This is a genomic window from Gammaproteobacteria bacterium (genome assembly GCA_032250735.1).
Taxonomy (GTDB): domain Bacteria; phylum Pseudomonadota; class Gammaproteobacteria; order SZUA-152; family SZUA-152; genus SZUA-152.
The window spans coordinates 98942-122056 of the sequence record JAVVEP010000004.1; the positions used below are offsets into that span (position 1 = coordinate 98942).

Genomic DNA, 23115 nt, shown 5'->3' on the forward strand with positions numbered 1-23115 from the left:
AGCCTGTAATAAAGAGAGCCTGTAATAAAGAGAGCCTGTAATAAAGAGAGCCTGTAATAAAGAGAGCCTGTGAAAAACTGCTGGCCTACTATGGACGTCGGTTTTCACAGGCTCTCAGTCCTTAGCCTCAACTCTTAATTGTTTCAATCCTTTGCTTCAATGAAGGGATCCGCAAAAATATCCTGCATCGAGGCGCCCGCCAGAAAGATCTTTTTCTGCAGACCCTTTACCATGTCTTCACGGCCACACAAGAAGGCCCGCCAGCCCGGCAGCTTGGCAAAATCCTGTAACACCAGATCTGCCGCACGTCCTGCACGCACCCCGTCCGGCACCGCGCCGCGAGAGACACAGGGGTAGTACTGAAAGTTTTCATGCACCCTGTCCATGGCGGACAGTTCATCCACCAGATACAGGCCCTCGACGGCACTGCTGCCGTGATAGAGGTGGATGGGGCCGGCGTGCCCCTGGCGTAACGCATCACGCGCGATGCCGACCAACGGCGCCAGTCCGGTACCGGTGCCCACCAGCAGTAAAGACTGCTGTTCCCGACCCGGTACATAACTGCACTCGCCCGCCGACTGGCTGATGGTCACGCTATCGCCCACCTGCAGACCGTTGGCCACCCAGCTGCTGACCTGTCCATCCGGCACAATGCGAATCTGTAGCTCCAGAAAATCGTCGAGCTCAGGCACGCTGGCCAGGGAATAACTGCGACTGATCCCGGCAGCATTGGTGAGGTTGAGAAACTGGCCCGGCCGATAGTCGTAATTTTCCGGTCGCGCCAGACGCAGGCGGATCACATCGGCGCTGAGCCTGTCCAGCGACACCACCGTCGTCTCAAACAGACTGCCTGCGCGATCGGGGACGGCCACCGTCATATCGGTTTCCGGCACGCAGGAACAGATCAAAAAATGGTCCTGCGCCTTGAGTGTCTCCCGAATGCCCAACTGAGAGACTGGCGTCGGCTTACCCTCCACCGCCACCATCATGCAGGACTGGCAGACGCCCGCCCGGCAGGAATAGTTGACGGATACGCCATGCCGGGTCAGGCAATCGAGCACCGATTCACCCGGCTCACTCTCATATTGTCCACCCTCAAATTCAATCGCAGGCATAACGCATCCGTCCCGTTACTAGTGAAATTATGGCTTTTGCAGGGATTACTTGCCCAGCACGTCGTTGCGGGTCGTTTCGGCAATGGCCGCCACTTCACCGATCACGTCATTCGGCACACCCAGCTCAGCCAGGGTACTGCCCAGATCTTCCACCACCGCATCAAAATGGCTGTCGTTCAGACCACGCGCCACCAGGTGGGCATGGCCTTTGCGCATGTCTTCACCCGTATAATTATTCGGACCGCCAAAGGCCATGGTCAGGAATGCCTTCTGCTTGGCGGCCTGCTTGTCCATATCGACGCCGTCGAAAAACTCGCTAATGCGGTCATCGGCCAGCACCTTGCGATAAAAAATATCCACCGCCGCATCCACCGCACCTTCACCACCAATTCGATCAAATAAAGAATCACTCATTTTGCTTCTCCTGTTTTGCCGGCTATCGACAGCCGACGGTTAGGGGGCCGCATGTCACAAACCCCGCTGATTAAATTCAGGTTACCTATCGAAAAACAGCATAGCGACCCAAAACTGCCGAACATTAAATCCCCATCCCGGCCTCAATAGATGTATGCTGGATATATGTTTAACGATGCCATTCACATTGTCAAGCACTTCGCTCCTGTTCTATGATCCCAACAGACCCCCCGAGGCAGCCATGCAATTAACCCTACATACCGACTACGCCTTACGTGTGCTCATCTACCTGGCACAGAAAAGGGATGGGCTGACCACCATCAGCGAAATCGCCGACTTTTATCACATCTCACGCAACCATCTGGTCAAGGTGGTGCATCATCTGTCGACCGAAAACTTTATCCACACCACCCGCGGCAAACACGGTGGCATGCGCCTGGCACGCGCGCCGGAAATGATCTCTGTCGGGGAAGTGGTACGCCGCATGGAGCCCAACTTCGATATCGTGGAGTGTTTCAGCAGCAGCAATCAACCCTGTACCGTGACGGCCGTGTGTGCGCTCAAAGAGGTACTGTATCGCGCCGGCAACGAATTTCTGGCCGTGCTGGACCGATACAGCGTGGCCGACGCCACCCGACAGAATGAACAAACCGCGCAGATTTTTTCGGTCGAGCAGCTGCTCGGTAACCGTCCCCCGCGTGACCGCCAGGGCCATCCATAAGTAGCGCCCGGGTCGCCGCACCCGCCGGGAATCCTTCCCTGCCTGTGGCGAACGCGATAGAATCCACCCTTCGACTTTGCGGCACACCCACGCCATGTCTCCTGAGCACCATCGAGACACCGTCCAAGCGGCACCCTCGTGACCGCAGCCTGACAGGAGCTCTCCTGCGGCGCCATTCTGGTCGACACTGGATTCAGGTTATCGCCACGCCCGCACCGGCGACTATAACCAATTGACTTAACAATGATTTTTACTACGAAAGAAATGAGAGTTTGAGGAGAAAAGCATGTCCGTAAAGCATCCCGTCATCGCCGTCACCGGTTCTTCCGGCGCCGGCACCACCACGGTCAAGAATGCCTTTGAGCACATTTTCCGTCGCAAGAATATCAACCCGCTGGTAGTCGAAGGCGACAGTTTTCACCGCTACGACCGGGCCGCGATGAAACAGGCGATCGAGGAATTTGCCGCCAAAGGCAAACAGCTCAGCCACTTCGGACCTGAATCCAACCACTTCGACCTCATCGCCGAGACCTTCAAAACCTACGGCGACACCGGCAGATGCCGCCGTCGCTACTACCTGCACAGCGACGAAGAGGCCGCCGAGCACAATGCGCGACTGAACACTGCGCTGACCCCCGGCCAGTTCACCCCCTGGGAAGAGATCCAGGAAGAGTCTGACGTGCTGTTTTATGAAGGCCTGCACGGCGGTGCCGTGGATGGCGAGGTGGACGTTGCCTCACACACCGACCTGCTGGTCGGCGTGGTACCCATCGTCAACCTGGAGTGGATCCAGAAAATCCACCGCGACAACGCCCAGCGCGGCTACTCCGCCGAGGCCATCGTCGACACCATCCTGCGCCGTATGGACGACTACGTGCATTACATCACGCCGCAGTTCTCACGCACCGACATCAACTTCCAGCGCGTGCCGACGGTCGACACCTCCAACCCCTTCATCGCCCGCGACATCCCCACCCCTGACGAGAGCTTCATTGTCATCCGTTTTCGCGATCACAATGGCGTGGACTTTCCCTATCTGCTGAACATGATCAACGGTTCGTTCATGTCACGCCCCAACACCATCGTGGTACCCGGCGGCAAGATGGGTTTTGCCATGGAGCTGGTGCTGGCGCCGCGCATCGAGCAACTGATCGAGGCCAAGAAAAAGGGCTAGGAATAGCGCTAAAAAAGGCGGGGTCCTAGGACCCCGCCTTTTTTGTGCCGTCTATTTTCTGGCCCGTCGGACAGGCCTGCGCTTATTGATGCAGGTTACGCAGTGCCCATTCGCTTGCGGCAGCCGGATCTGCCAGCATCGCGCCCGTGAGGATCACCAGCGCGCGCGCCACCAAAATCCCCATGCCCTGCGCCCGATGTTCACGGTGGATCGCCTCCACCGCATCGGCACCCTCCCCCTGTTTGCTCGCGCGCAGCAGTTTCAGGGCTGTCTGCACCTGGATCACGTACAACACGTACAGGGTAATGAGAAGCCCAAAGTGCATCCACACCCCGAAGGACAGAATATCGCCGTCATCCAGCAGCCGCGTCTTCCAGTCACGCGTTGCCACCAGATAAAACGGCATGCCGATATCGAATAACATTACCGACACCATCACGGTGATGTGAAAACGGCGCTGCCGATGCCAGTAGATCGCCGCCAGCATCAACACAAAGGTGAATGCGGCTGCATAAAAGGGTCCCGCCATAGATCAACCGCTCCTCAAAAATCAGCCGCAAGACTAGCACGTCTGCCGGCGCGCTGACGCACCGAAACGCCCAGGCCCTGCATAAGCAACGCGCTAACACCCAGCAGCGATACCTGGAGGTAGACCCGGTCATTCTGTGTGTTGATGTCGCCGAGCTTGATCGCTCCGCGCCTCAGAGCCAGTGAAAAAATCGACGGCCGTAGCGAGGTCGTCGATTTGCGAGCAAAACAAGGCGCGCTACGTGAAAACAAGGGAGTTTGGTGGACCCAAGTACGCCGTTTTCACGCAGCGCAACGCCGTTGCAGCCGCATAGACGCCAGCAGGGCCATCAATACGGGCAATCAGAAAGCGATATCGGGGAAATTACCGGGCATAGACAATGAAAGATGGTGGCCGGACCTGGAATCGAACCAGGGACACGAGGATTTTCAATCCTCTGCTCTACCGACTGAGCTATCCAGCCATCAGGGATGCGTATTAAAGCGGCTGACCCGCATTGAGTCAAGCCCAGACTGCATCAATCAGGCTACAATTGCCCAAAACCCACCCACATCTCCCAACACCGCCGAGCCCATGATGCACAAAACGCCCGATTCAAATTTCGACGACAACCAGTACCGCCTGGTCGAAACCAGACTGCAAACGCGTCACGCCAATGGCACCACGCAGTGCGACCTGTGCCTGTGGCGCTGCAAGCTGTCCCACGGCCAGCGCGGCTTCTGTCAGGCCCACGTCAACCGGCACGGCACCCTGTACAACCTCAGCTACGGCATCCTCTCGGCCATCGACATCGGCCCCATCGAAGACAAACCCGTCAAACACTTCCGCCCCGGCACAAAGGTCATGTCGATCGGCAGTTACGGCTGCAACTTCCGCTGCGGCGGCTGCCACAACCTGGAGATCTCCTGGGGGGTGAGCGCACTGGACGAGCTGGCGCAGGGGCAGTCCACCGCCGCCTACGTCAGTCCGCAGAAGCTGGTGGATGCCGCGCTGCGCCATGGCGTCGATGGCATCGCCTTTACCTATTCGGAACCGGCGGTATGGCTGGAGTATGTGATCGACGTATCGAGGCTGGCGCGCCAGGCCGGCCTGTACACGGTGTACGTCTCCAACAGCTTTATCACCGACGAGGCCCTGGAGGCCATGGCCGCCCACGTCGACGTACTGTGCTCGGATATCAAAAGCCTCAGCGATGCGTTCTACAAAGACATCTGTCCCGTGGCCACCGTGAAAGATGTGCTGGGCAGCATCGCCCGGGCCAAACAGCTGGGCATGCATGTGGAGGTACGCACCAACATCATCCCCGGCAAAAATGATGACCTCGACGAACTGGCCAACATCGCCGGCTGGATTCGCGATCACCTGGGGGCGGACAGTCCCTGGCACATCACCAAGTTTTTCCCGGCCTACAAACTGTCCGACCTGCCCGCAACGCCCACCGAGACCCTGCATAGCGCCGCCGAAATCGGCCGCCGCGCCGGCCTGCAGAACGTCTATCTGTATGACGACAAGGGTTGCGACTGCGCCGACACCAACCTGCCCGTCGCCGCCTATCTGGACGACGACCCGCTGGCCGTGCACACCGTGAAGCAGTGCGCCGCCTCCTGCTGTGGTGATGAGGGCATCCTGCTGAAAAAATATGAACGACAGGGCTAGGAGCCTGTCGGACTATGGGAATCGTAGCGAGCATGGTGGGAAATCGAGTCCATTTTTTCGATCATTTGAGGAGAATAGTGGGTCTATTTAACGAAAATGATCGGAAAAATGGGCCGATTTCCCATCAGCGCAGTAGATTCTTCCATAGTCCGACAGACTCCTAGCCCGAATTCCTCATCGCTGTTCCGCTACGACGGGAACATGCTGCCTGAAAGATTTTCCCTGAGACGCTCAATACACGCGGCGGATACATTATCTATTGCGGCGGGTTAAAACCTGCCGGCATTTCACTGCCGCCACCGAACAGAAACTTTTCCATTTCTGCCTGCAGAAATTCCCGCGCCTTCGGATCGATCAGGGATAGACGATTTTCATTGATCAGGATGGTTTGATGCGCCATCCACAGCTGCCAGGCCTCCTTGGAGACATTGTTCAATATGCGTTGGCCGATGTCTCCCGGCAAAGGTGCGCGATCGAGGGCCTCGGCCTCTCTGCCCAGCTTGACGCAATGTACCGTTTTACTCATGGTGTTTTTCCTTTTGTGCATTTTGAAGTGAAGCGCATTCTGGAGTGAAGGCGATGTTTCACCGCGATTATTGATTGCTGGCCTGAACGGATCGCGCATTATTTTTTGTCGCCGCTGATATTCGCCTGTTGCAACAGCCGGGTGACCGGTGCCGGCAGACCACCCGCATCGGCGCAGCCTTTATACCAAACCCATTCCGCGCCTTCCATGACAGACATCGTAAGGTTATTGCTCATCGTCGATGTTTTCTTCACCGGCTCCATTGTCACCAGCACCGGCGTGATATCGAGATGAAAGTGGCTGAAGGTGTGTCGCATGACCGGCCAGCGGGTCTGCTCATGGACGGCAAGACCCAGATTTTTTTCACACCAGCGGGACACATCACTGCCCACCGGCACCTCGGGCAGACTGAGCAGCCCACCCCAGATACCGGTTGGCGGGCGGCGTTGCAGCAACACCTCGTTCGCCGCGTTGGTCACTAACAGCATTTGGATTTCCCGCACGGGAATCGTCCTGGCGGATTTTTTGCCGGGATAGTCTGCCTGGCACTGCCCGGCAAAGGCCACACAGTTTTGCTGTAGCGGACAGGCCTCGCAACGCGGTCGAGTCCGCGTGCACACCGCGGCACCCAGATCCATCATCGCCTGATTAAAATCGGCCACCCGCTGTGTTGGCGTGTGTTGCTTGGCGTATGCCCACAGGCGCTCGGCAACAGCCGATTTCCCCGGCCAGCCCTCTACCCTGAACACCCGCGCCAGGACGCGCTTCACATTGCCGTCCAATATCGGATGGTGTTGATTCAGGGCCAGCGAGAGGATGGCCCCGGCCGTGGAGCGACCGATGCCCGGAAGCGCCAGCACCTCATCAAGGTGGACCGGAAAAACTCCAGCGTGCTCATCACGCACCTTTTGCGCCGCCTTGTGCAGGTTGCGTGCACGGGCATAATAACCGAGCCCCGACCACAGGCTCAGCACGGCATCGAGCGGCGCATCGGCCAGCTCGGTGAGGGTGGGAAAGCGCGCCATGAAGGTCTCGAAGTAGGGGATCACGGTCGCCACCTGGGTCTGCTGCAGCATGATCTCCGACACCCATACCCGATAGCAGCTACGGTCCTGCTGCCAGGGCAGGTGTTTCCGGCCATGCCGATCAAACCATTGCAGCACCGACTGCGAAAAATCCGTTGCTGGCGGCACGCTCAAAAAAGCCTTTTCAATTTGTCTTTCAGCGCATCTTCCGCCTTCTTTTTCAGCTCATCCTTCTTTTCATCCAGCTTCTTGTCGGCCTTTTCTTCGAGCCTGGCCTTTTGGCGCTTGAGTTTTTCCTCTGCCCTGGCCTTTATTATCGGCTGCAGGTCGAGGGCGAACTTCGGCTGGTCAAAGCTGCCGGTGATTTTGACCGGGATCGTCAGGCCCTTTAGCTCGGACAGATCTTCCCCGGCCTGTCCCTGATCGGTTTCGACGATAGAGGTATTTAATAGGTAATCGATTTTCTGCCGCGGCAGATCGACCTTACCCCTGCCCGCTATACGCAGAAGCGGCGACTTGGCCTGCAAATCCTGGTTATGCAAAACCCCGTTGCGAATATCCACGCTACCCGACATGGCGGCAAAATCCGTGACATTGGTGGTTTTCGGCGGCGCCGGCTTGCCTTTGATCCTGGCGTAGGCCTCGCGAATCAACTGTCCGAGATTCACGCCTTTCACGGCACCGTCCGCCAGCTGGAAACTGGCGGTGCCATTCAGGCTCTGCAGGATCGCCTCCGGCGTGAGGCCGTTTGCGGAGACCTTCGCCATCAGGCTGGCGGTGCCGGAGGCCTTGTCATCCCCCAGCATGTCTTTCAGCAGCGGACCGACATGCACCTCGCTGAGCTTTTCATCGGCGGACAATACCGGCGTGTCCTTGCGCACATCCAGCGCGATATTGCCGCTGTACCGGCCCTGATACAGATTGGCCTGCGCCGGCGACAGCCGAATCTGCCCGCCTTTTGCCGTTATGCCATAAACGATATCCGAAATATGCGCTCTGGAAATCACCAACTTATTGACCCGCAGGTCACCCTTTACATCCAGCTCGCGCAACAACTCTAACGGTAACTGTGTGCTGGCGACAACCGCGGCCGACGGGCTTGGCGGTGGCGCATCTGTGGCTGGCGGCAAATAACGATCGGCGTCTATGCCGTCCAGCGCAACATCAAAACTTATCGCCGGCCGGGAAAAATCTTTCACCTGCAGGCTGCCGGTCAGCTTGCTGTCGTCCAGCAACAGTTCCAGCCCATTGACCGCCAGCGCCTGCGGCGACCCGACAAAGGCCAGCTTCGCCGATGCCTTGTCCAACACCCCGGCGTCCGCCGTTTCCGGCGGCGCGATACCCAGCGCCTTGAGCAGCTCACGCGGTGAAAAGGTCGCCACCGACAGCTCGCCTTTGGCCTGCGACATAACTGCATCTTGCTGCAGCTGCATCGTCCCGTTGGCCGTCACGCCCAGTGTGCGCAACTGTAGCGCGGTCACCTTCAACATAGGCTGCGCCTGTGGCGCAAGGTCGGCCTCAGCATCTGCCGTCAGGCCGACCGCCAGGGGCGAGACCGGCAGCAGCTCGCTGTGTAGATTCAGCGACAGGTCCAGGCCTTCGAGCCGATAGCGTTGCGACTCCGGATCAAGCGTCAGCTGCGCCTGCATGGTTACCGGTGTCTGTAGCGCGGGCTCCGACACACTAAGCTGGGTCGATAAGCGGATGTCGATGGGCAGGCGCGGCGCGATGGCGCCGGTGCGCAGATTAAATTTTTCCACATCGATCCGCTGGCCCGCCTGGCGATCGTCCCAGTGAATCTGCGCGTCCTCAATATTTACGCCGCCAATGGCCAGCGCCGCCAGCGGCGATACCCCGCCATGCACGGCGCTACTGGCGGGATCCGGCGCGGCCAGCAGATCATCCCAGTTACTACGGCCGTCTCTGGCCCGGCTCAGATTCACCTGCAGACCGTGCAGCTGTAGCGTTTTCATCTCGACACGCTGTTTCAGCAGCGGCAACAGCTTCACCCGGATGTCGACTGATGCGACGCGGGCAAAATCCTCCGCGTCAAACCCGGGCGCATTGCTCAGCCGGGCTGTGCCGAGGGTCAGGCCCAACCAGGGGAACACCGACAACTCGATATCCCCCGTCAGCACCAGCTCACGGCCGGTGGCGTCCTTTACGGCCTGGGTGATGTCATCCTTGAAGTCATTGGGATCGACAAACAGGATGATGCCCAGCATCGCCGTCGCGATCACCGCCAGCGCAATGCCAATACCCCAACCCAGCCCGCGTACTAGTTTATTCACTGTCGATCCCTTTTTTGCCAACCTGCGTTGCCTACCCTTACTAACACCGTAGCCCATGCCGGTTGCGCGCTCAAGATTCACCACGCCAGCGAGCGAACGATTGTCCGAGGGATGTCGACTTGATTAAACGGCACCGCAAAGTCAGAATTCGGTGTCTCTGATCACCCAGCCCCACACATCACAACACAACACAACACCATGCCCAATCTCGAACACACCTCGGTCTGCATCAACGATAACGCGGCGCATGCCGCAGCGGGAAAGCTGCAGACCACGTGGTTTGATCACCGTGACCGCATCAGGCGTGGCCTGCTCAAACTGGGGCTGTTCTGGTTGCTGGCGGCGGTCTCCCTGCCCATCATCTTCGCCCACTGGGTACTGGTGCCGGGCTTTTTGCTCGCCGGACCGTGGGTGGCCTATCGCACCTATAAGACGACCCACCGGCGTGATCACGTCAGCGGCGACTGTCCCAGCTGCAAGGCAACGATCACCCTCCGGCTGGAGGCCAAAGACGAATTACCCCGCTGGACCTACTGCCCGGCCTGCAATGCACCCCTGCACATCACCCCCAAACACTGAAGCCCACAGCCTATGCGCCCTATCGTTGCCCTGCTTGTCGTCACCATCATGATCGCCTCCGCCTTGACCGCGGCGGTCCTGCTACTGTTTCAGATGGGTCTGTTCGGCTAGTGCTCTTTCAAGATGGCGGGCTAGCGCTCCAGCGCGAGGGCCGCGAGCAGCCGGTTCAACGCCTGGCCGCGATGGCTGAGGCGATTCTTCACCTCCGGCGGCAGCTCGGCCGCCGAGCACTGTTCGCCGGGCACCCAAAACACCGGATCGTAACCGAAGCCGTTCTCACCCTGCGGCGCGAACAGGATGCGGCCCTCCCAGCTGCCCTGGCAGATCAGCGGGGTCGGATCCTCCGCATGGGCCATGAATACCAGCAGACACTGGTAGCGTGCCGTGCGCCCGGCCTCGGGCACGTCCTTTAGCGCCGACAGCAGCTTGTGCACATTGTCGGCATCGCTGGCCCCGACACCGGCGTAGCGGGCGGAGTAGATGCCAGGCGCGCCGTTGAGCGCATCCACCTCCAGCCCGGAATCATCGGCGATGGCCGGCAGGCCGGTGAGCCGCGCCGCATGGCGAGCCTTGAGAAGGGCATTTTCAACAAAGCTCAGTCCGGTCTCGTCGGCATCCGGCACCCCGAAGTCGGACTGCGGCAGGGCCTCCATACCCAGGCCGGCGATGATGTGATTGATCTCCCGCAGCTTGCCCTTATTGCTGCTGGCCAGCACCACCTTTGCCGCTGCCGCTGGTTTGCTCACGCCGACAGCACGTCTTTCTGGTGCTCGATGAGCTCAGCGATGCCGGATTTCGCCAGGGCCAGCATCGCGTTCAGCTCTTCCTGGCGGAAGGCGTGGCCCTCGGCGGTGCCCTGCACCTCGATGAAGGCGCCGGCGTCGTTCATCACTACGTTCATGTCGGTCTCGGCGTTGGAGTCCTCGGCATAATCCAGATCCAGCACCGGCACACCGTTGTAGATCCCCACCGACACCGAGGCCACCTGGCCGATGATGGGGTTTTTCTTGATCTTGCCCCCATCCACCAGCCCCTGCATGGCGTCGGCCAGGGCCACAAATCCGCCCGTGATGGACGCGGTGCGGGTACCGCCGTCGGCCTGGATCACGTCACAATCGACCACGATGTTGCGCTCGCCCAGGGCCTCCAGATTCACCACCGCCCGCAGCGAGCGGGCGATCAGGCGCTGGATCTCCATGGTGCGCCCACCCTGCCGGCCGCTCGCCGCCTCGCGGCCCATGCGGCTGCCGGTGGAGCGCGGCAACATGCCGTATTCCGCCGTCACCCAGCCCTGGCCCTTGCCCTTCAACCAGCGCGGCACGCCCTTTTCGATACTGGCGGTGCACAACACCTTGGTATCACCGAACTCCACCAGCACCGATCCCTCGGCATGCTTGGTGTAATTACGGGTAAATGTGATGGGGCGAAGCTGGTCGGAGGAACGTCCGCTGGGACGCAGTTCGCTGGCACTCATAGGAAAATCCTCTGGCTAAAAATCAATGGGCGCGCAGTATACCCCCCGGCAGCAGCGCATGACAGGCCAGCCCCCTGCGGATTCATTTCATATAGGGCATGGCTCGGGCTAGACTCGCCGGACAAAATCTGGTCTAATGCGCCGTTCTCGCGACCGGGCATCCGCCCGTGTGGCTGCGACCTTGTAATATTCATACGAATTTATAGATTTCTGGAGATCGATCATGGCTAAAGTCTGTCAGGTGACGGGAAAACGCCCCACCACTGGCAACAACGTATCGCACGCGAATAACAAGACGCGTCGCCGTTTCCTGCCCAACCTGCACTCACATCGTTTTTGGGTGGAGAGCGAAAACCGCTTTGTGCGCCTGCGTGTTACCGCCAGCGGCATGCGCCTTATCGACAAAAAGGGTATCGACACCGTCCTGGCCGACATCCGTGGCCGCGGCGAAAAGGTCTAGTCCGCGTCGCCCTGTAGCGCTTCAGGCAAGCAGACAGCAAGAACAAAGAGATCGCCCATCGGGCCATCTTAGATAGCAGTCAGGAGAAAGAACCATGCGTGACAAAATCAGACTCGTATCCAGTGCCGGCACCGGCCACTTTTACACCACCGACAAAAACAAGAAAACCATGCCTGAAAAAATGGAGATCAAGAAGTTTGATCCCGTGGTGCGCAAGCACGTGCTGTACAAGGAAGCCAAGATCAAATAATCCTGATCCTGTCCCCCGCAGCCTCATCAGGGACTGCGCCAAAAAGGCCCGGAACCTCCGGGCCTTTTTATTTTTCTACCTTTTGTTTTCGGCTTTATTTTCGCCTTTTTATTCTCGGCTTTTAATTTTCGGTAATGGACCAGAATGGCGTATAATGCGGGCTGATTTTCGGGGCAGACGCGCACCGCAAGGAACTTCAATCCGGTCGCCCGCGTCTCTATGCCGAACCCCCTCTTGCCGTTACAACCGATTCTTACAAGGAGCATCCCGTGTCCGCACGCATCCTGAGCACTTTTCTACTCATCCTGACCGGCACCACACTGAGCGCCACCGCCAGCGCCCAACGCCTCGACATCACCCTGAAGCAGGACAGCGCCCGTTTTTCCTACGTCACCCTGATCGGCGGCTCCACTTTTGGTCGCACGGAGATGAACACCGGCCTGCTCTACAACGAAGACGAAAACCTGGCGGTGGATATCGGCCTGCAGGTCATCGACGTGGCCGGCAGCAAGACGCCGGGGCTGGAGCTGGGCGTCGGCCCCCGCTTCTATTATCTGCACCACGATGACACCGACTCCAATGCCGCCGCCGTCGCCTTGGGCGGGCAGCTGCGCTACAAACTGGGCAGCGTGCAGCGCCTTGCCTTCATCGGTAGCGCCTTTTATGCCCCCCGCATCACCTCGACCCTGGATGCCAACAATATGTACGAGTTCGGTGCCGGCATCGCCTATGAGCTGCTGCCCACCGCCAATGTCTATCTGCTGTATCGCCGCATCCGCGCCGATTTCACCAAGGGCATCGGCTCTGAGAACATCGATAACGGCACCTCCATCGGCCTCAGCTTCACCTTTTAGTCGTAGCGGCCCTGTTGCCCCGGCAGCGCCCGGGGCATCGCCGTTGCATCAGGCCCGGGCGCACACCCACACCTCCACACGTTCGGCCCCCGCACCCAGCAACGTCCGCGCCAGCTCATCGGCGGTACTGCCAGTGGTCATCACATCATCGATGATCACCACATGGGCGCCGAGCGGCTGCACCACCTCGAACGCGCCCCGGATATTCTTCAGCCGTTGCTGCCGCGACAGATCTGACTGCGGCGGCGTCGCCCGCCGCCGGCGCACGCCGTGGATGTTGAGCGGCAGCCCAAACTGCCGGGCGATGGGACGGGCCAGCTCCAGCGCCTGATTAAAGCCCCGCTCCCTCAGGCGTGCGGCATGCAGGGGCACCGGAATCAGTTGATCCGGCGGCGCCTCCACCACCGCACCCAGCCAGTCCGCCATCAGCTCGCCCAGCAGGCGCGCCTGGGCCAGCCGGCCATTAAATTTGAGCCCCTGTAACAGGTGATCCAGCGGCGACCCGTACCGGAATGGCGCCAGACAGGCATGGAAGGCGGGCGGCTGCGTCTGGCAGCGCCCGCACAGGGCCTCCACCGCCGTCGCGGGCAGTGGCAGGGCGCAGCGGGCGCAGGGGTTTTCGGCCCAGGGCAGGGCCGTGCGGCAGGCCAGGCAGAGATCGCTGCTGCCCCCGGGCGCGCGAACCCCCGCCTCGCCGCAGAGTACGCAGACCGGCGGCAGCACCGCGACCGCCAGCCCGGATTGTATGTTTTGTATCCATCGGTTCACTTTGCCACCCCTCCCTGGTTGACAGCGCAGGCACATTGACTAAGATGCCCCCTCGGCCTGCGTTGCGCGCTGATGTTCCACCAATTACCCGCAAATGCACTCGCAAGAGTATGCCCCTACCCACACCCAGGAGCCACCCATGGACAACGCCACCTACCAACGCATCGACGCCATCACCCAACGCATTCTTGGCGGCGATGCCGGCGAGGCCACCGCGGCCGAGGGCCAGTGGCTCATCGGCCTGCACCACGACTACCTGCCCTGGCTGATGGCGGGCGCCGACCGCATCCGCAAGGCCAACCGGGGTAACCAGATCGAAGTCTGCGCCATCTCCAATGTGCGCTCGGGCAATTGCTCGGAAAACTGCTCGTTCTGCTCCCAGAGCGGCCACCACAAACAGACCACCGCCCCGGTCTACGGCTTTATCGAAAGTGAGGACCTGAGCCAGCAGGCCCGGCGCGCCCGCGAATGGGGGGCCAGCGACTTCGGTGTGGTCTCCAAGGGCTGGGGCATGCGTTCGCAAAAAGAACGCCAAAAACTGGGGGAGTATTTCGACACCCTGTCGCAGCAGTCCGACATCGGCCGTTGCGCCAGCCTCGGGGTGCTCACCGAAGACACCGCCACCGAATTAAAAGGCATGGGCCTGGAAAACTATCACCACAATCTGGAATCCGCCGAGAGCTTCTTCCACAACGTCTGCACCTCGCACACCTATCAGGAAAATATCGACACCATCCGCCACGCCCGTGACGCCGGCCTGCGGGTCTGCGCCGGCGGCATCCTGGGCATGGGCGAGAGCCTCGACCAGCGCATCGAGCTGGCCATCCAGCTGCGCGACCTCGGCGTGGAATCCGTGCCGCTGAACTTTCTCAGCCCACAAACCGGCACGCCCATGGCCGACCGCAAACCGATGGCGGCCTTCGAGATCCTGCAAAGCATCGCCGTGTTCCGTTACCTGTTGCCCCGGGCCGAGATCCGCATCGCCGGCGGCCGCCAGTTTCTCGGTGACATGCAGTCGATGATCTTCATGGCCGGCGCTTCCGGGGTGATGATCGGTGACTACCTCACCACCAGCGGTCGTAGCGTCAATGACGATCTGCAGATGTTCGATGCGCTCAAGTTGCAGGTGCGTGGCGACACTCAGCAGCGCCGTAACGCAGAACAAAGTCGCAATGCCGTTGGCTAAGTTAATGCTTGCATAGTCACCGTAGGGTGGGCACCGCCCACCAACCAGTTGTGAATAGTGCACGATCGGCGGGCAACTCCCGCCCCACATAAACAGATGAAACCACAATCCCTGGACGCAACCCTTAGCCCTGCCCTGCAACAACGCCGCGAGCAGTCCCTCTATCGTCAACGCTGCATTGTCGATGGGCCGCAGGCTGTCTGTTTATCGTTAGGCGGACAGAGTGTAATCAATTTTTGCAGCAACGATTACCTCGGCCTCGCCAATCATCCGCAACTGCGCGCCGCGCTGACACGTGGCGCCGAGCAGTACGGAGTCGGCTCCGGCGCCTCACACCTCATCAACGGCCACAGCCACGCCCATCATGCCCTGGAAGAGGAGCTGGCCGAGTTTGTGGGTCGGCCCCGCGCGCTATTATTTTCCACAGGTTATATGGCCAACCTCGGCGTGATCACCAGCCTGGTGGGCAAGGGTGATGTGATCCTGGAAGACCGCATCAATCACGCCTCGCTGATCGACGGCGGGCTGTTATCCGGCGCGCGCCTGCAACGCTACCTGCACGCGGACAGTGCATCACTCGATACGCATTTACAAAAAATCGCGATAAAAAATAGTGCCGGTCGGCGCCTCATTGCCACCGATGGCGTGTTCAGCATGGATGGTGACCTGGCGCCGCTACCTGCACTGGCAGGCGCCGCGCAACAACACGATGCCTGGTTGATGGTCGACGACGCTCACGGCCTGGGCGTCATCGGCCGACAAGGACGCGGCACGGTCGACCACTTTGGACTCGCACAATCACAAGTCCCTGTACTCATGGGTACACTGGGCAAGGCCTTCGGCACCTTCGGCGCCTTTGTCGCCGGCAGCGAGGCCCTGATTGAGACCCTGATCCAGCAGGCGCGCAGCTACATCTATACCACGGCGCTGCCGCCCGCCATCGCCGAGGCCACACGCACCAGCCTCGAGCTGGTGCGCACAGGTGATGATCGCCGCGAGCAGCTCGACGCGCTGATCAGCCAGTTTCGGCGTGGCGCGGAACAGCTCGGCCTGCCATTGATGGCATCGAGCACACCGATTCAGCCGCTGCTGATCGGCGACTCGGCACAGGCCGTGGCGCTCAGTGACGCCCTGCTGGAACAGCATCAGATTATGGTTAGCGCCATCCGGCCACCCACCGTGCCGGACGGCAGCGCCCGACTGCGCATCACTCTGTGCGCCGGCCACACCCCGGCACAGATCGAGCAACTGCTGTCCGCGCTATCGGCCTGCCTGCGCAAGGTCTCGGCATGAGTCTGTTTACCCATACCTGCGGCGAGGGCCCCGATCTTGTGCTGCTGCACGGCTGGGGCATGAATGGCGATGTGTGGGAGGGCCTGCTGCCCACCCTGTCACAGCACTATCGCACCACCATTGTGGACCTGCCCGGCCACGGCCGCAGCCTGGACTGTCCCCGCGATTACAGTCTCGCCAACCTGTCCGCGGTGCTGGCCGATGTCATGCCCGCGCAGGCCAGTCTCGTCGGCTGGTCACTGGGCGGCATGCTCGCCACCCAGTTTACGTTAGATCATCCGCAGCGCATCCACAAACTGGCGCTGGTCGCCAGCGCCCCGAAATTTGTCCGCGACAGCGACTGGGCGGAGGGCGTCGAGCCCGATGTGCTGGACGGTTTCGCCGCCGGGCTCAGGCAGGACTTCCAGCAAACCATCCGCCGCTTTATCGCCATCCAGGCCATGGGCAGCGAGCACGCCCGCGACCAACAACGCAGCCTGCGTGAACGCGTGTTTCGACATGGCAATCCGCAACCCGCCGCACTGGAAGGCGGTCTCAACATTCTGCGTCAGGCCGACCTGCGCCCCCGCCTGGCGGAGATTCGCTGTCCCAGCCTGTTGCTTGTCGGCGAGCACGATGCGCTATTTCGACGCCGCGCCGCCGAGCAGACGCTGGAACTGCTTCCGCAGGCCAATCTGACCTTGATCCCCGGTGCCGGACATGCCCCGTTTCTGTCCCATCCGGCGATCTTTCTCGCCGCTTTACAGGCCTTTTTATAGTCGCCCATTTACCACCACACCTTCGATGCCACTCACCATGACCGCACCCCCTTCACCGCTATTACAACTTGAAAAACAACGGGTCCGCGCCGCCTTCGATGCCGCGGCCGAACGCTATGATGATGTCGCCATCCTGCAACGGGAGATCGGCGAGCGTATTATTGAGCGCCTAGAACTGGTGAAACTCAAACCCGCCAGCATTCTCGATATTGGCGCCGGCACCGGCGTCGGCACCGTAACGCTGTCTGCCCGCTACCCGCAGGCACGGGTGATCGCCCTGGACCTCGCCCCCAACATGCTGAAGCAGGCGCGCCGTCGCGGCAGCTGGTTTTCGCGCTGCAAGGGCCAGCTGCTCCAGCGGCGCGGCTTCATCTGCGGCGATGCGGAACAGCTGCCCTTTGCCGACCACAGCTTTGATCTGATCTATTCCAACGCCACCCTGCAATGGTGCGCCGATCTTGATCACACCTTCAGCGAACTGAACCGGGTACTGCGCCCTGGCGGCCTGCTGATGTTTTCCACCTTTGGACCCGACACCCTGAAGGAGCTGCGCGCCAGCTGGCAGGCCGCCGACGCCAGCCTTAACGTCAGCCTCGAGCATACCGCCCACGTGCACGACTTTATTGATATGCACGACATCGGCGATGCCATGCTGCGCGCCGGTCTGGCCGACCCGGTGATGGATGTGGAAAATTTCACCCTCACCTACCCCGACGTCTATCAACTCATGCGTGAGCTCAAGACCCTGGGCGCCAACAACGTCACCAGCGGCAGGCGTCCGACCCTGACCGGCAAGCACCGGATCCGGAACATGGTCACGGCCTACGAACACTTCCGTACCGACGGCCATCTGCCCGCCACCTACGAGGTGGTCTACGGCCATGCCTGGGCCCCGGACCACGTTGCCAGGCACACAGACCGACCCCTTGAGGTCAGCATCCCTATCACCCAGCTACACGCGACCCGCCGACGCTGATGGCGCGCGGATTTTTTATCACCGGCACCGACACCGATGTGGGCAAAACCACGATTGCGCTCGGCTTGATGGTTGCACTAAAAAATGCAGGCCTGACGGTCGCCGCCATGAAACCTGTCTCCGCAGGTTGCGTAAACACCGACCATGGGCTGCGTAATGATGATGCTGTGCGGCTCATGCATCAGGCCAGCATCGACTTGCCGTATGCGCTGGTAAACCCCTACGCCTTTGAGCCTGCCATCGCCCCGCACATCGCCGCCGAAGATCAACAGGTGGAGATGGATATCGACAGCCTGTTACGGGCATACCGGCAAATTGCCGAACAGGTGGAGGTGGTGATTGTAGAGGGCGCGGGCGGCTGGCAGGTGCCCCTCAACCGACACCAGACCATGGCCGACCTCGCCCAGGCCCTGCAGGCGGACGTCATTCAGGTGGTGGGCCTGAAACTGGGTTGCCTGAATCACGCCCTGCTGACCGCACAGGGCATCGCTGCCCAGGGCCTGCGCCACACGGCATGGGTGGCCAATCACGGTGTCGCCGATATGCCTTGTGGCGCTGAAAATATTCAGGCCCTGCAACAACGCCTGCCCGGACGGTGTCTGGGCATCGTGCCGGCACTCACCCCGGCCGATGCCGACCCGTTGCGGGCCGAGGACATCGCCAGGTATCTGGATATCGGCGCAATCCTGTAGCGTTGTTTACAGCTGCACCGAGAAGGTAATGCCGACAATGCGGGTGTCACTGCGTGGTTCATGCACCGTAGTTGCTGTCGGCACCCCATTCACCGTTAGCGCCTTATCCATACTGCGCCCCAGCTGCCACCACTCCCAGTAGGGTGTCAATATCCACTCTTTCTGCGCCGCTATCCGAATCGGAAAACCGATTCGTGCGCTATCGCGTGATCTCAGATCTAACTGTATATCGTCATAGCCGACAAGATGCACGCTCATGGTGGGCTGAATTGGGCGCAACCAGCGCACATCAATACCCGCCGACCATTGCCCACTTTTCCAGAGAGGTGCGCTAGCGCCGAGCATCCAATACTGCCAACGATAGACCTCTAATAAACTGCTGGTGATATTTGTAGCACGTATATCACGCCGCCACACACGCTGACCGACCCCTCCTATTAGCATGACGTCATACTGTGATAACGGTTTAAGTTTGTATCGCAACACCGCTTGCAGATTTGTAATTTTTTCATCTGTCTCCGTTTTAATCGGCGTACCTGATTGTGTTTGTCCGTCATAGACAACCAGTCCATCCGCCAATTCAAAACGCAGTGCCGCAGATACAGAACCCTGGTCAATACCGAACTCGAGCATCATTCCCGGTATCGCACCATCTTCGCGGTCCAGCAATACATTCTGCTCATCAAATTCCTGGTAGCCAAAATCCGCCGCGCTGACGCCTAGTTGAAAATAGGTATTGACTGGATCGGCATGCGCGGTCACCTCCACAAAAAGACCCAACATCAAAAAGCCACATCCTCGAATAAACCCACCAGACATCAATCCCTCGCTTAAACTCATGCTAAACCGCTGATTCAGGTTCAAATGCAGAAAAGGCGCGAATCAACACGCCTTTTCCATCACCCATCATCTATTCTGATGGCTATTCGAGGTCACCCCAGTTTGTCACTATCGATGCACCATCAAAGCTATCATCACCATCTTCATCCACCTCAATGGTGACTGAACCCGGTAGAGAAGTCACAACGATCGATGAGTTGCTACCCGTAATCGTTAGGGTTCCCGTGCTGGGGACCTGTGCCTCTACCTCGTCTATGAATCCCGTCAAGCCGTCATAGGATATTGTCACCGTACCACCATAGGCTGCAGTGATGGTCACACTACCATTTGCCAGCGTGGAGGCGACTGTCGCCGTGCCACTCACCGCGTATGTTGCCGCCGTGAAGTCGACTATCGTCTCAATATTGAAATTGCTTATCTCGGTGGCCGCCGTCTGACCACCGCTGCTCAGCACCAGATACAGGGAATCTCCGCGCAGGGTCTCCGTCCAGCTGGTCGGGATGATATGCCATGCGAGATTAAATGCGCCATGCATCGTAAACACCGCCTGATTCACAGAAAAAGCCAGATTGGTAATCGTGACCTGTATGTCCGCATCACACCCCAGGGCACATTGACTGGGATCCTCCACCGCCGATGGATCAAAATTCGCATTGATCGTCAAACCGACCGTGCCATTCAGCACCCAACCCGGAAGGCCCATTACGCAGCGATTAAATGAGATCGTGGCGTTATCACCGGCTGTCCAAGTGCCACCCCCATCATTCAGTGCGTTCGGGTCGTTGACCGTCCCTGTCACCGACATACTGCCTGACTGCACCTGTGCATCCAGGCCGCTATCGTAATACCCACAGGCCTCGCTAGTATTGATCTCAGCAGCCACTGGCAAATCACGGTTAACCCGTGACGGCCCCTGGGCGATCACCTCCCGGACCTTGTCGCTGACGATCTTCCTGAGATTAACTTCCGTGGTTTCACCTGCTGATTGCAGCACCACACCTACCGGCACAAAGTCGGTCGTGTTCTGTGTCCCCTCGATGGCCGCATAGGCCTCGCTAGTTACCACTTCAGCATTGGCGCCAGTCAGGGGTATCGCCACCCGAGGGATACTCGGCGCACTAAAACCGGTATCACCACCGCCGCCGCCTCCACCGCCACAACCCGTCAACAGGGCCGCGGCGCCAAATATGGCCAGCAGCACCCCTTTCATTACTACAGAATTCATTTTCTCATACCTCCAGTTATGCCCTATTCCCTCTACGGGCTACTCTTCACTATCTGGGCATCCAATACCTGCCAATCCGCATTGCCCTTGTAAAAATATTAACCCCACTAATAATACACGTTGAAACGCGCGGGTCAGGTTCCATTCTCGACCATAGGGCATTTTATTTTCTGACTGCGTTCACATTTTCGGTATCGGCTAACCCCGGACGCAAAAAAGGCCGCAAGTGCGGCCTTTTTCTGGTGGTTATTAACCCACCGGTTTATTCCATTCACTCAGGCCAGCATCGCGCCCTTCATCTTTTTCATGGCATTGACCTCGAGCTGACGGATGCGCTCGGCGGAGACACCGTATTTGTCGGCCAGGTCGTGCAGGGTTGCCTTTTTGTCCGACAGCCAGCGGCTCTTGAGGATATCCTGGCTGCGGTCATCGAGGTCCGCCAGCGCATTAGCCAGCAGGGCGTGGTTGTGCGATTCCCAGTTCTCTTCCTCCAGCTGGGTGGCCGGCTCCATGCGCATGTCCTGAAGATAGCCGACCGGTGCGGGCCTGAACTCGCTGTCGTCTTCGGCCTCATAGCCGTCGAAGGCGGCATCGTGGCTGCTCATCCGCTCTTCCATCTGGCGTACAGTGGCCTCGGGGACGTCCAGTTCCCTGGCGACGGTCTCCACCTCTTCCTGGGTAAACCAGCCGAGGCGGTTTTTGCTCTTGCGCAGATTGAAGAACAGCTTGCGCTGGGCCTTGGTGGTGGCCAGCTTGACCACGCGCCAGTTGCGCAGGATGTATTCGTGCATCTCGGCGCGAATCCAGTGCACCGCGAAGGAGACCAGGCGCACATTGTGCTCGGGGTCGAAGCGCTTGACCGCCTTCATCAGGCCGATGTTGCCCTCCTGGATCAGGTCCGCCTGGGGCAGGCCGTAACCGCTGTAGCCCTTGGCCACGTGGATCACGAAACGCAGGTGTGACATCACCAGACGACGCGCCGCCTCAAGGTCACCCTTTTTCTGCAGGCGCTCGGCGAGATCACGCTCCTCTTCCACGCTCAGCATCGGTATCTGTGCCGCGGCCGAGATATAGGCCTCGAGGCTACCCATGGGGACGGCAAGATCAACTGTCAGGCTCTTGTTCATGTCTTCTCCGTTTATTCGCATGTCGCTATTTTAGCAATCGAATGCTGAGAGTGCCAAACTAAATTAAAGTTCCCTTATATTCAAGGGCCGCCCTGTATTCAGGCACCTTCAACGACCGGATGACGCCGTTCTTGAGGCCGGCGGCGGTGTAGATCAGGAGGGCTCAATCGCCTTCAGGTGTTTGCCCACCGCCAGCCAGGAGCCCAGCAGCCCCAGGCCGACGCCGCTTGCCAGCAGCACGGCCACCGTCTGCAGATCCAGGCCACCCAGGGAAAACCGGCTGTTATAGAGGAAGGATAGACGATTGACCGGGGCACTGAGCAGGCCCAGCAGGATCGCCACCAGCAGCCAGGCCACCACCGCCCCCATCAGCCCATACCACAGGCCGGTATAGAGAAAGGGCCGCCGAATAAAGGCATTGGTCGCCCCGATCAGCTTGGTGACCACGATCTCCTGGGTCCGGCTGAGGATGGTGAGGCGGATCGTATTGCCCACCACCAGCAGAATCGCCATGCCCAGCAGGCCCGCCAGCAGCAGCACGCCGCGCTTGCCCACCTCGATAATGCCGCTCAGACGCCGCACCCATTCCATATCCAGCTGGGCCAGATCCACCGGCTCCAGCGCGCGCACCCGCCCCAACAGCAGCTCCATCTGCGCCGGCGCCGTGGCCTTGGCAGACGGCCTCAGCACCAGCACAGCGGGCAGCGGGTTTTCATCCAGCGACTCCAGCGCCTCGCCAAAACCGGACACCTCGCGGAATTCCGCCAGCGCCTGCTCACGGGAGATGTAGCGCACCTCTTCCACCCCCTCCCAGCCACGCAGTTTTTCCGCCAGCGACTGGGCCTGTGTCTCCGTTACCGCCGGCTTGAGGAACAGCGACATCTGCGCCGTGCCTTCCCAGCCGGTGGAGAGTTGCTGCACATTCTGCAACAACACGTGCAGACCCGCCGGCAGCGCCAGGGCGATACCGATCACCGCGGCGGTCATCAGCGTCGCCAGCGGCGTGCGCCACAACCCCCCGAGGGAGGACACCAGCACCCAGAGGTGATGGGTAAAGTAAGCGTTCACTCGGCCACGGGGCTTGTTTGGGCGCGGGCGTTTTCCGGTATCGGTAGCGTTGTCCTTATTTCGTACCATTAAACCACCCTACGACTAATTACACGTATAACCCCTTCTCCCCTC

25 protein-coding genes and 1 tRNA gene are annotated in these 23115 nt (G+C 59.8%); 12 read left to right on the top strand and 14 right to left on the bottom strand.

Annotated elements, in window-relative coordinates; translation table 11 throughout:
- Positions 1 to 143: 143 nt before the first annotated feature.
- Together RRB22_03875 and RRB22_03880 are read right to left on the bottom strand one after the other, a co-directional pair.
- Positions 144 to 1115, bottom strand: coding sequence for an FAD-binding oxidoreductase (locus RRB22_03875; GenBank protein MDT8383531.1), 972 nt, complete (start codon positions 1113 to 1115; stop codon positions 144 to 146).
- A 45-nt stretch (positions 1116 to 1160) separates the two neighbouring features.
- Entirely contained in the window at positions 1161 to 1529 is a 369-nt protein-coding gene (locus RRB22_03880; GenBank protein MDT8383532.1) for a group 1 truncated hemoglobin, read from the bottom strand.
- 241 nt (positions 1530 to 1770) lie between these two features.
- Between RRB22_03880 and RRB22_03885 the strand changes: the two genes are divergently transcribed.
- Positions 1771 to 2250: an Rrf2 family transcriptional regulator gene (locus RRB22_03885; GenBank protein MDT8383533.1), complete on the top strand. Its 480-nt coding sequence runs from the start codon at positions 1771 to 1773 to the stop codon at positions 2248 to 2250.
- A 286-nt stretch (positions 2251 to 2536) separates the two neighbouring features.
- Entirely contained in the window at positions 2537 to 3424 is an 888-nt protein-coding gene (locus RRB22_03890) for a phosphoribulokinase (GenBank protein MDT8383534.1), read from the top strand.
- A gap of 82 nt (positions 3425 to 3506) precedes the next feature.
- Here RRB22_03890 and RRB22_03895 read toward each other — a convergent pair whose 3' ends face one another.
- Positions 3507 to 3953 (bottom strand): hypothetical protein, encoded by a 447-nt coding sequence (locus RRB22_03895; protein MDT8383535.1) that lies wholly within the window; start codon positions 3951 to 3953, stop codon positions 3507 to 3509.
- A gap of 387 nt (positions 3954 to 4340) precedes the next feature.
- Positions 4341 to 4416: transfer RNA gene (locus RRB22_03900), tRNA-Phe, on the bottom strand.
- Between the two features lie 110 nt (positions 4417 to 4526).
- Here RRB22_03900 and amrS point away from each other — a divergent pair.
- A complete protein-coding gene (amrS, locus tag RRB22_03905; GenBank protein ID MDT8383536.1) occupies positions 4527 to 5609 on the top strand; it encodes an AmmeMemoRadiSam system radical SAM enzyme in 1083 nt (360 codons plus the stop codon).
- A 256-nt stretch (positions 5610 to 5865) separates the two neighbouring features.
- Here the strand turns inward: amrS and RRB22_03910 are convergent, their stop codons facing one another.
- The 3 genes from RRB22_03910 to RRB22_03920 all read right to left on the bottom strand — a co-directional run bounded on the left by RRB22_03910 (position 5866) and on the right by RRB22_03920 (position 9451).
- Entirely contained in the window at positions 5866 to 6135 is a 270-nt protein-coding gene (locus RRB22_03910) for an oxidative damage protection protein (protein MDT8383537.1), read from the bottom strand.
- Positions 6136 to 6233: 98 nt separating this feature from the next.
- Positions 6234 to 7334, bottom strand: coding sequence for an A/G-specific adenine glycosylase (mutY, locus tag RRB22_03915; GenBank protein MDT8383538.1), 1101 nt, complete (start codon positions 7332 to 7334; stop codon positions 6234 to 6236).
- The gene (locus RRB22_03920) at positions 7331 to 9451 is read right to left on the bottom strand and encodes an AsmA family protein (protein ID MDT8383539.1); all 2121 of its coding nucleotides are present in this window, start codon (positions 9449 to 9451) and stop codon (positions 7331 to 7333) included. The genes mutY and RRB22_03920 overlap by 4 nt, the downstream gene beginning before the upstream one ends.
- Positions 9452 to 9649: 198 nt before the next feature.
- Between RRB22_03920 and RRB22_03925 the strand changes: the two genes are divergently transcribed.
- Positions 9650 to 10030 (top strand): hypothetical protein, encoded by a 381-nt coding sequence (locus RRB22_03925; GenBank protein MDT8383540.1) that lies wholly within the window; start codon positions 9650 to 9652, stop codon positions 10028 to 10030.
- A gap of 131 nt (positions 10031 to 10161) precedes the next feature.
- Here the strand turns inward: RRB22_03925 and rdgB are convergent, their stop codons facing one another.
- Together rdgB and rph are read right to left on the bottom strand one after the other, a co-directional pair.
- Positions 10162 to 10776 (bottom strand): RdgB/HAM1 family non-canonical purine NTP pyrophosphatase, encoded by a 615-nt coding sequence (rdgB, locus tag RRB22_03930; protein ID MDT8383541.1) that lies wholly within the window; start codon positions 10774 to 10776, stop codon positions 10162 to 10164.
- Positions 10773 to 11489 carry a ribonuclease PH gene (gene rph / locus RRB22_03935; protein ID MDT8383542.1) on the bottom strand — a complete coding sequence of 239 codons (717 nt, stop codon included), beginning with the start codon at positions 11487 to 11489 and terminating at the stop codon, positions 10773 to 10775. Before rph ends, rdgB begins: the two co-directional genes overlap by 4 nt.
- Positions 11490 to 11727: 238 nt before the next feature.
- Here rph and rpmB point away from each other — a divergent pair, with 238 nt between their 5' ends.
- The 3 genes from rpmB to RRB22_03950 all read left to right on the top strand — a co-directional run bounded on the left by rpmB (position 11728) and on the right by RRB22_03950 (position 13068).
- Positions 11728 to 11964, top strand: a complete 237-nt coding sequence (rpmB, locus tag RRB22_03940) for a 50S ribosomal protein L28 (protein ID MDT8383543.1) — start codon at positions 11728 to 11730, stop codon at positions 11962 to 11964.
- Between the two features lie 94 nt (positions 11965 to 12058).
- Positions 12059 to 12214, top strand: a complete 156-nt coding sequence (rpmG, locus tag RRB22_03945) for a 50S ribosomal protein L33 (protein ID MDT8383544.1) — start codon at positions 12059 to 12061, stop codon at positions 12212 to 12214.
- A gap of 269 nt (positions 12215 to 12483) precedes the next feature.
- Positions 12484 to 13068 carry a YfaZ family outer membrane protein gene (locus RRB22_03950; GenBank protein ID MDT8383545.1) on the top strand — a complete coding sequence of 195 codons (585 nt, stop codon included), beginning with the start codon at positions 12484 to 12486 and terminating at the stop codon, positions 13066 to 13068.
- A gap of 48 nt (positions 13069 to 13116) precedes the next feature.
- On the opposite strand, the gene RRB22_03955 is transcribed toward RRB22_03950, so the two are convergent.
- The gene (locus RRB22_03955; protein MDT8383546.1) at positions 13117 to 13836 is read right to left on the bottom strand and encodes a ComF family protein; all 720 of its coding nucleotides are present in this window, start codon (positions 13834 to 13836) and stop codon (positions 13117 to 13119) included.
- A 139-nt stretch (positions 13837 to 13975) separates the two neighbouring features.
- Here RRB22_03955 and bioB point away from each other — a divergent pair, with 139 nt between their 5' ends.
- From bioB to bioD, 5 genes are all read left to right on the top strand, one after another.
- Positions 13976 to 15022 (top strand): biotin synthase BioB, encoded by a 1047-nt coding sequence (gene bioB / locus RRB22_03960; protein MDT8383547.1) that lies wholly within the window; start codon positions 13976 to 13978, stop codon positions 15020 to 15022.
- A gap of 96 nt (positions 15023 to 15118) precedes the next feature.
- Positions 15119 to 16315, top strand: a complete 1197-nt coding sequence (bioF, locus tag RRB22_03965; protein ID MDT8383548.1) for an 8-amino-7-oxononanoate synthase — start codon at positions 15119 to 15121, stop codon at positions 16313 to 16315.
- Positions 16312 to 17073: a pimeloyl-ACP methyl ester esterase BioH gene (gene bioH / locus RRB22_03970; GenBank protein ID MDT8383549.1), complete on the top strand. Its 762-nt coding sequence runs from the start codon at positions 16312 to 16314 to the stop codon at positions 17071 to 17073. The genes bioF and bioH overlap by 4 nt, the downstream gene beginning before the upstream one ends.
- A gap of 37 nt (positions 17074 to 17110) precedes the next feature.
- Positions 17111 to 18049, top strand: coding sequence for a malonyl-ACP O-methyltransferase BioC (gene bioC, locus RRB22_03975; GenBank protein ID MDT8383550.1), 939 nt, complete (start codon positions 17111 to 17113; stop codon positions 18047 to 18049).
- Positions 18049 to 18741, top strand: a complete 693-nt coding sequence (gene bioD / locus RRB22_03980) for a dethiobiotin synthase (GenBank protein MDT8383551.1) — start codon at positions 18049 to 18051, stop codon at positions 18739 to 18741. The genes bioC and bioD overlap by 1 nt, the downstream gene beginning before the upstream one ends.
- 6 nt (positions 18742 to 18747) lie before the next feature.
- Here the strand turns inward: bioD and RRB22_03985 are convergent, their stop codons facing one another.
- The 4 genes from RRB22_03985 to ftsX all read right to left on the bottom strand — a co-directional run bounded on the left by RRB22_03985 (position 18748) and on the right by ftsX (position 23070).
- On the bottom strand, positions 18748 to 19581 hold the full coding sequence (locus RRB22_03985; protein ID MDT8383552.1) for a hypothetical protein: 834 nt from the start codon (positions 19579 to 19581) through the stop codon (positions 18748 to 18750).
- 82 nt (positions 19582 to 19663) lie between these two features.
- A complete protein-coding gene (locus RRB22_03990) occupies positions 19664 to 20806 on the bottom strand; it encodes a hypothetical protein (GenBank protein ID MDT8383553.1) in 1143 nt (380 codons plus the stop codon).
- A gap of 275 nt (positions 20807 to 21081) precedes the next feature.
- Entirely contained in the window at positions 21082 to 21933 is an 852-nt protein-coding gene (rpoH, locus tag RRB22_03995) for an RNA polymerase sigma factor RpoH (protein MDT8383554.1), read from the bottom strand.
- Positions 21934 to 22086: 153 nt separating this feature from the next.
- Positions 22087 to 23070: a permease-like cell division protein FtsX gene (ftsX, locus tag RRB22_04000; protein ID MDT8383555.1), complete on the bottom strand. Its 984-nt coding sequence runs from the start codon at positions 23068 to 23070 to the stop codon at positions 22087 to 22089.
- Between the last annotated feature and the right edge of the window lie 45 nt (positions 23071 to 23115).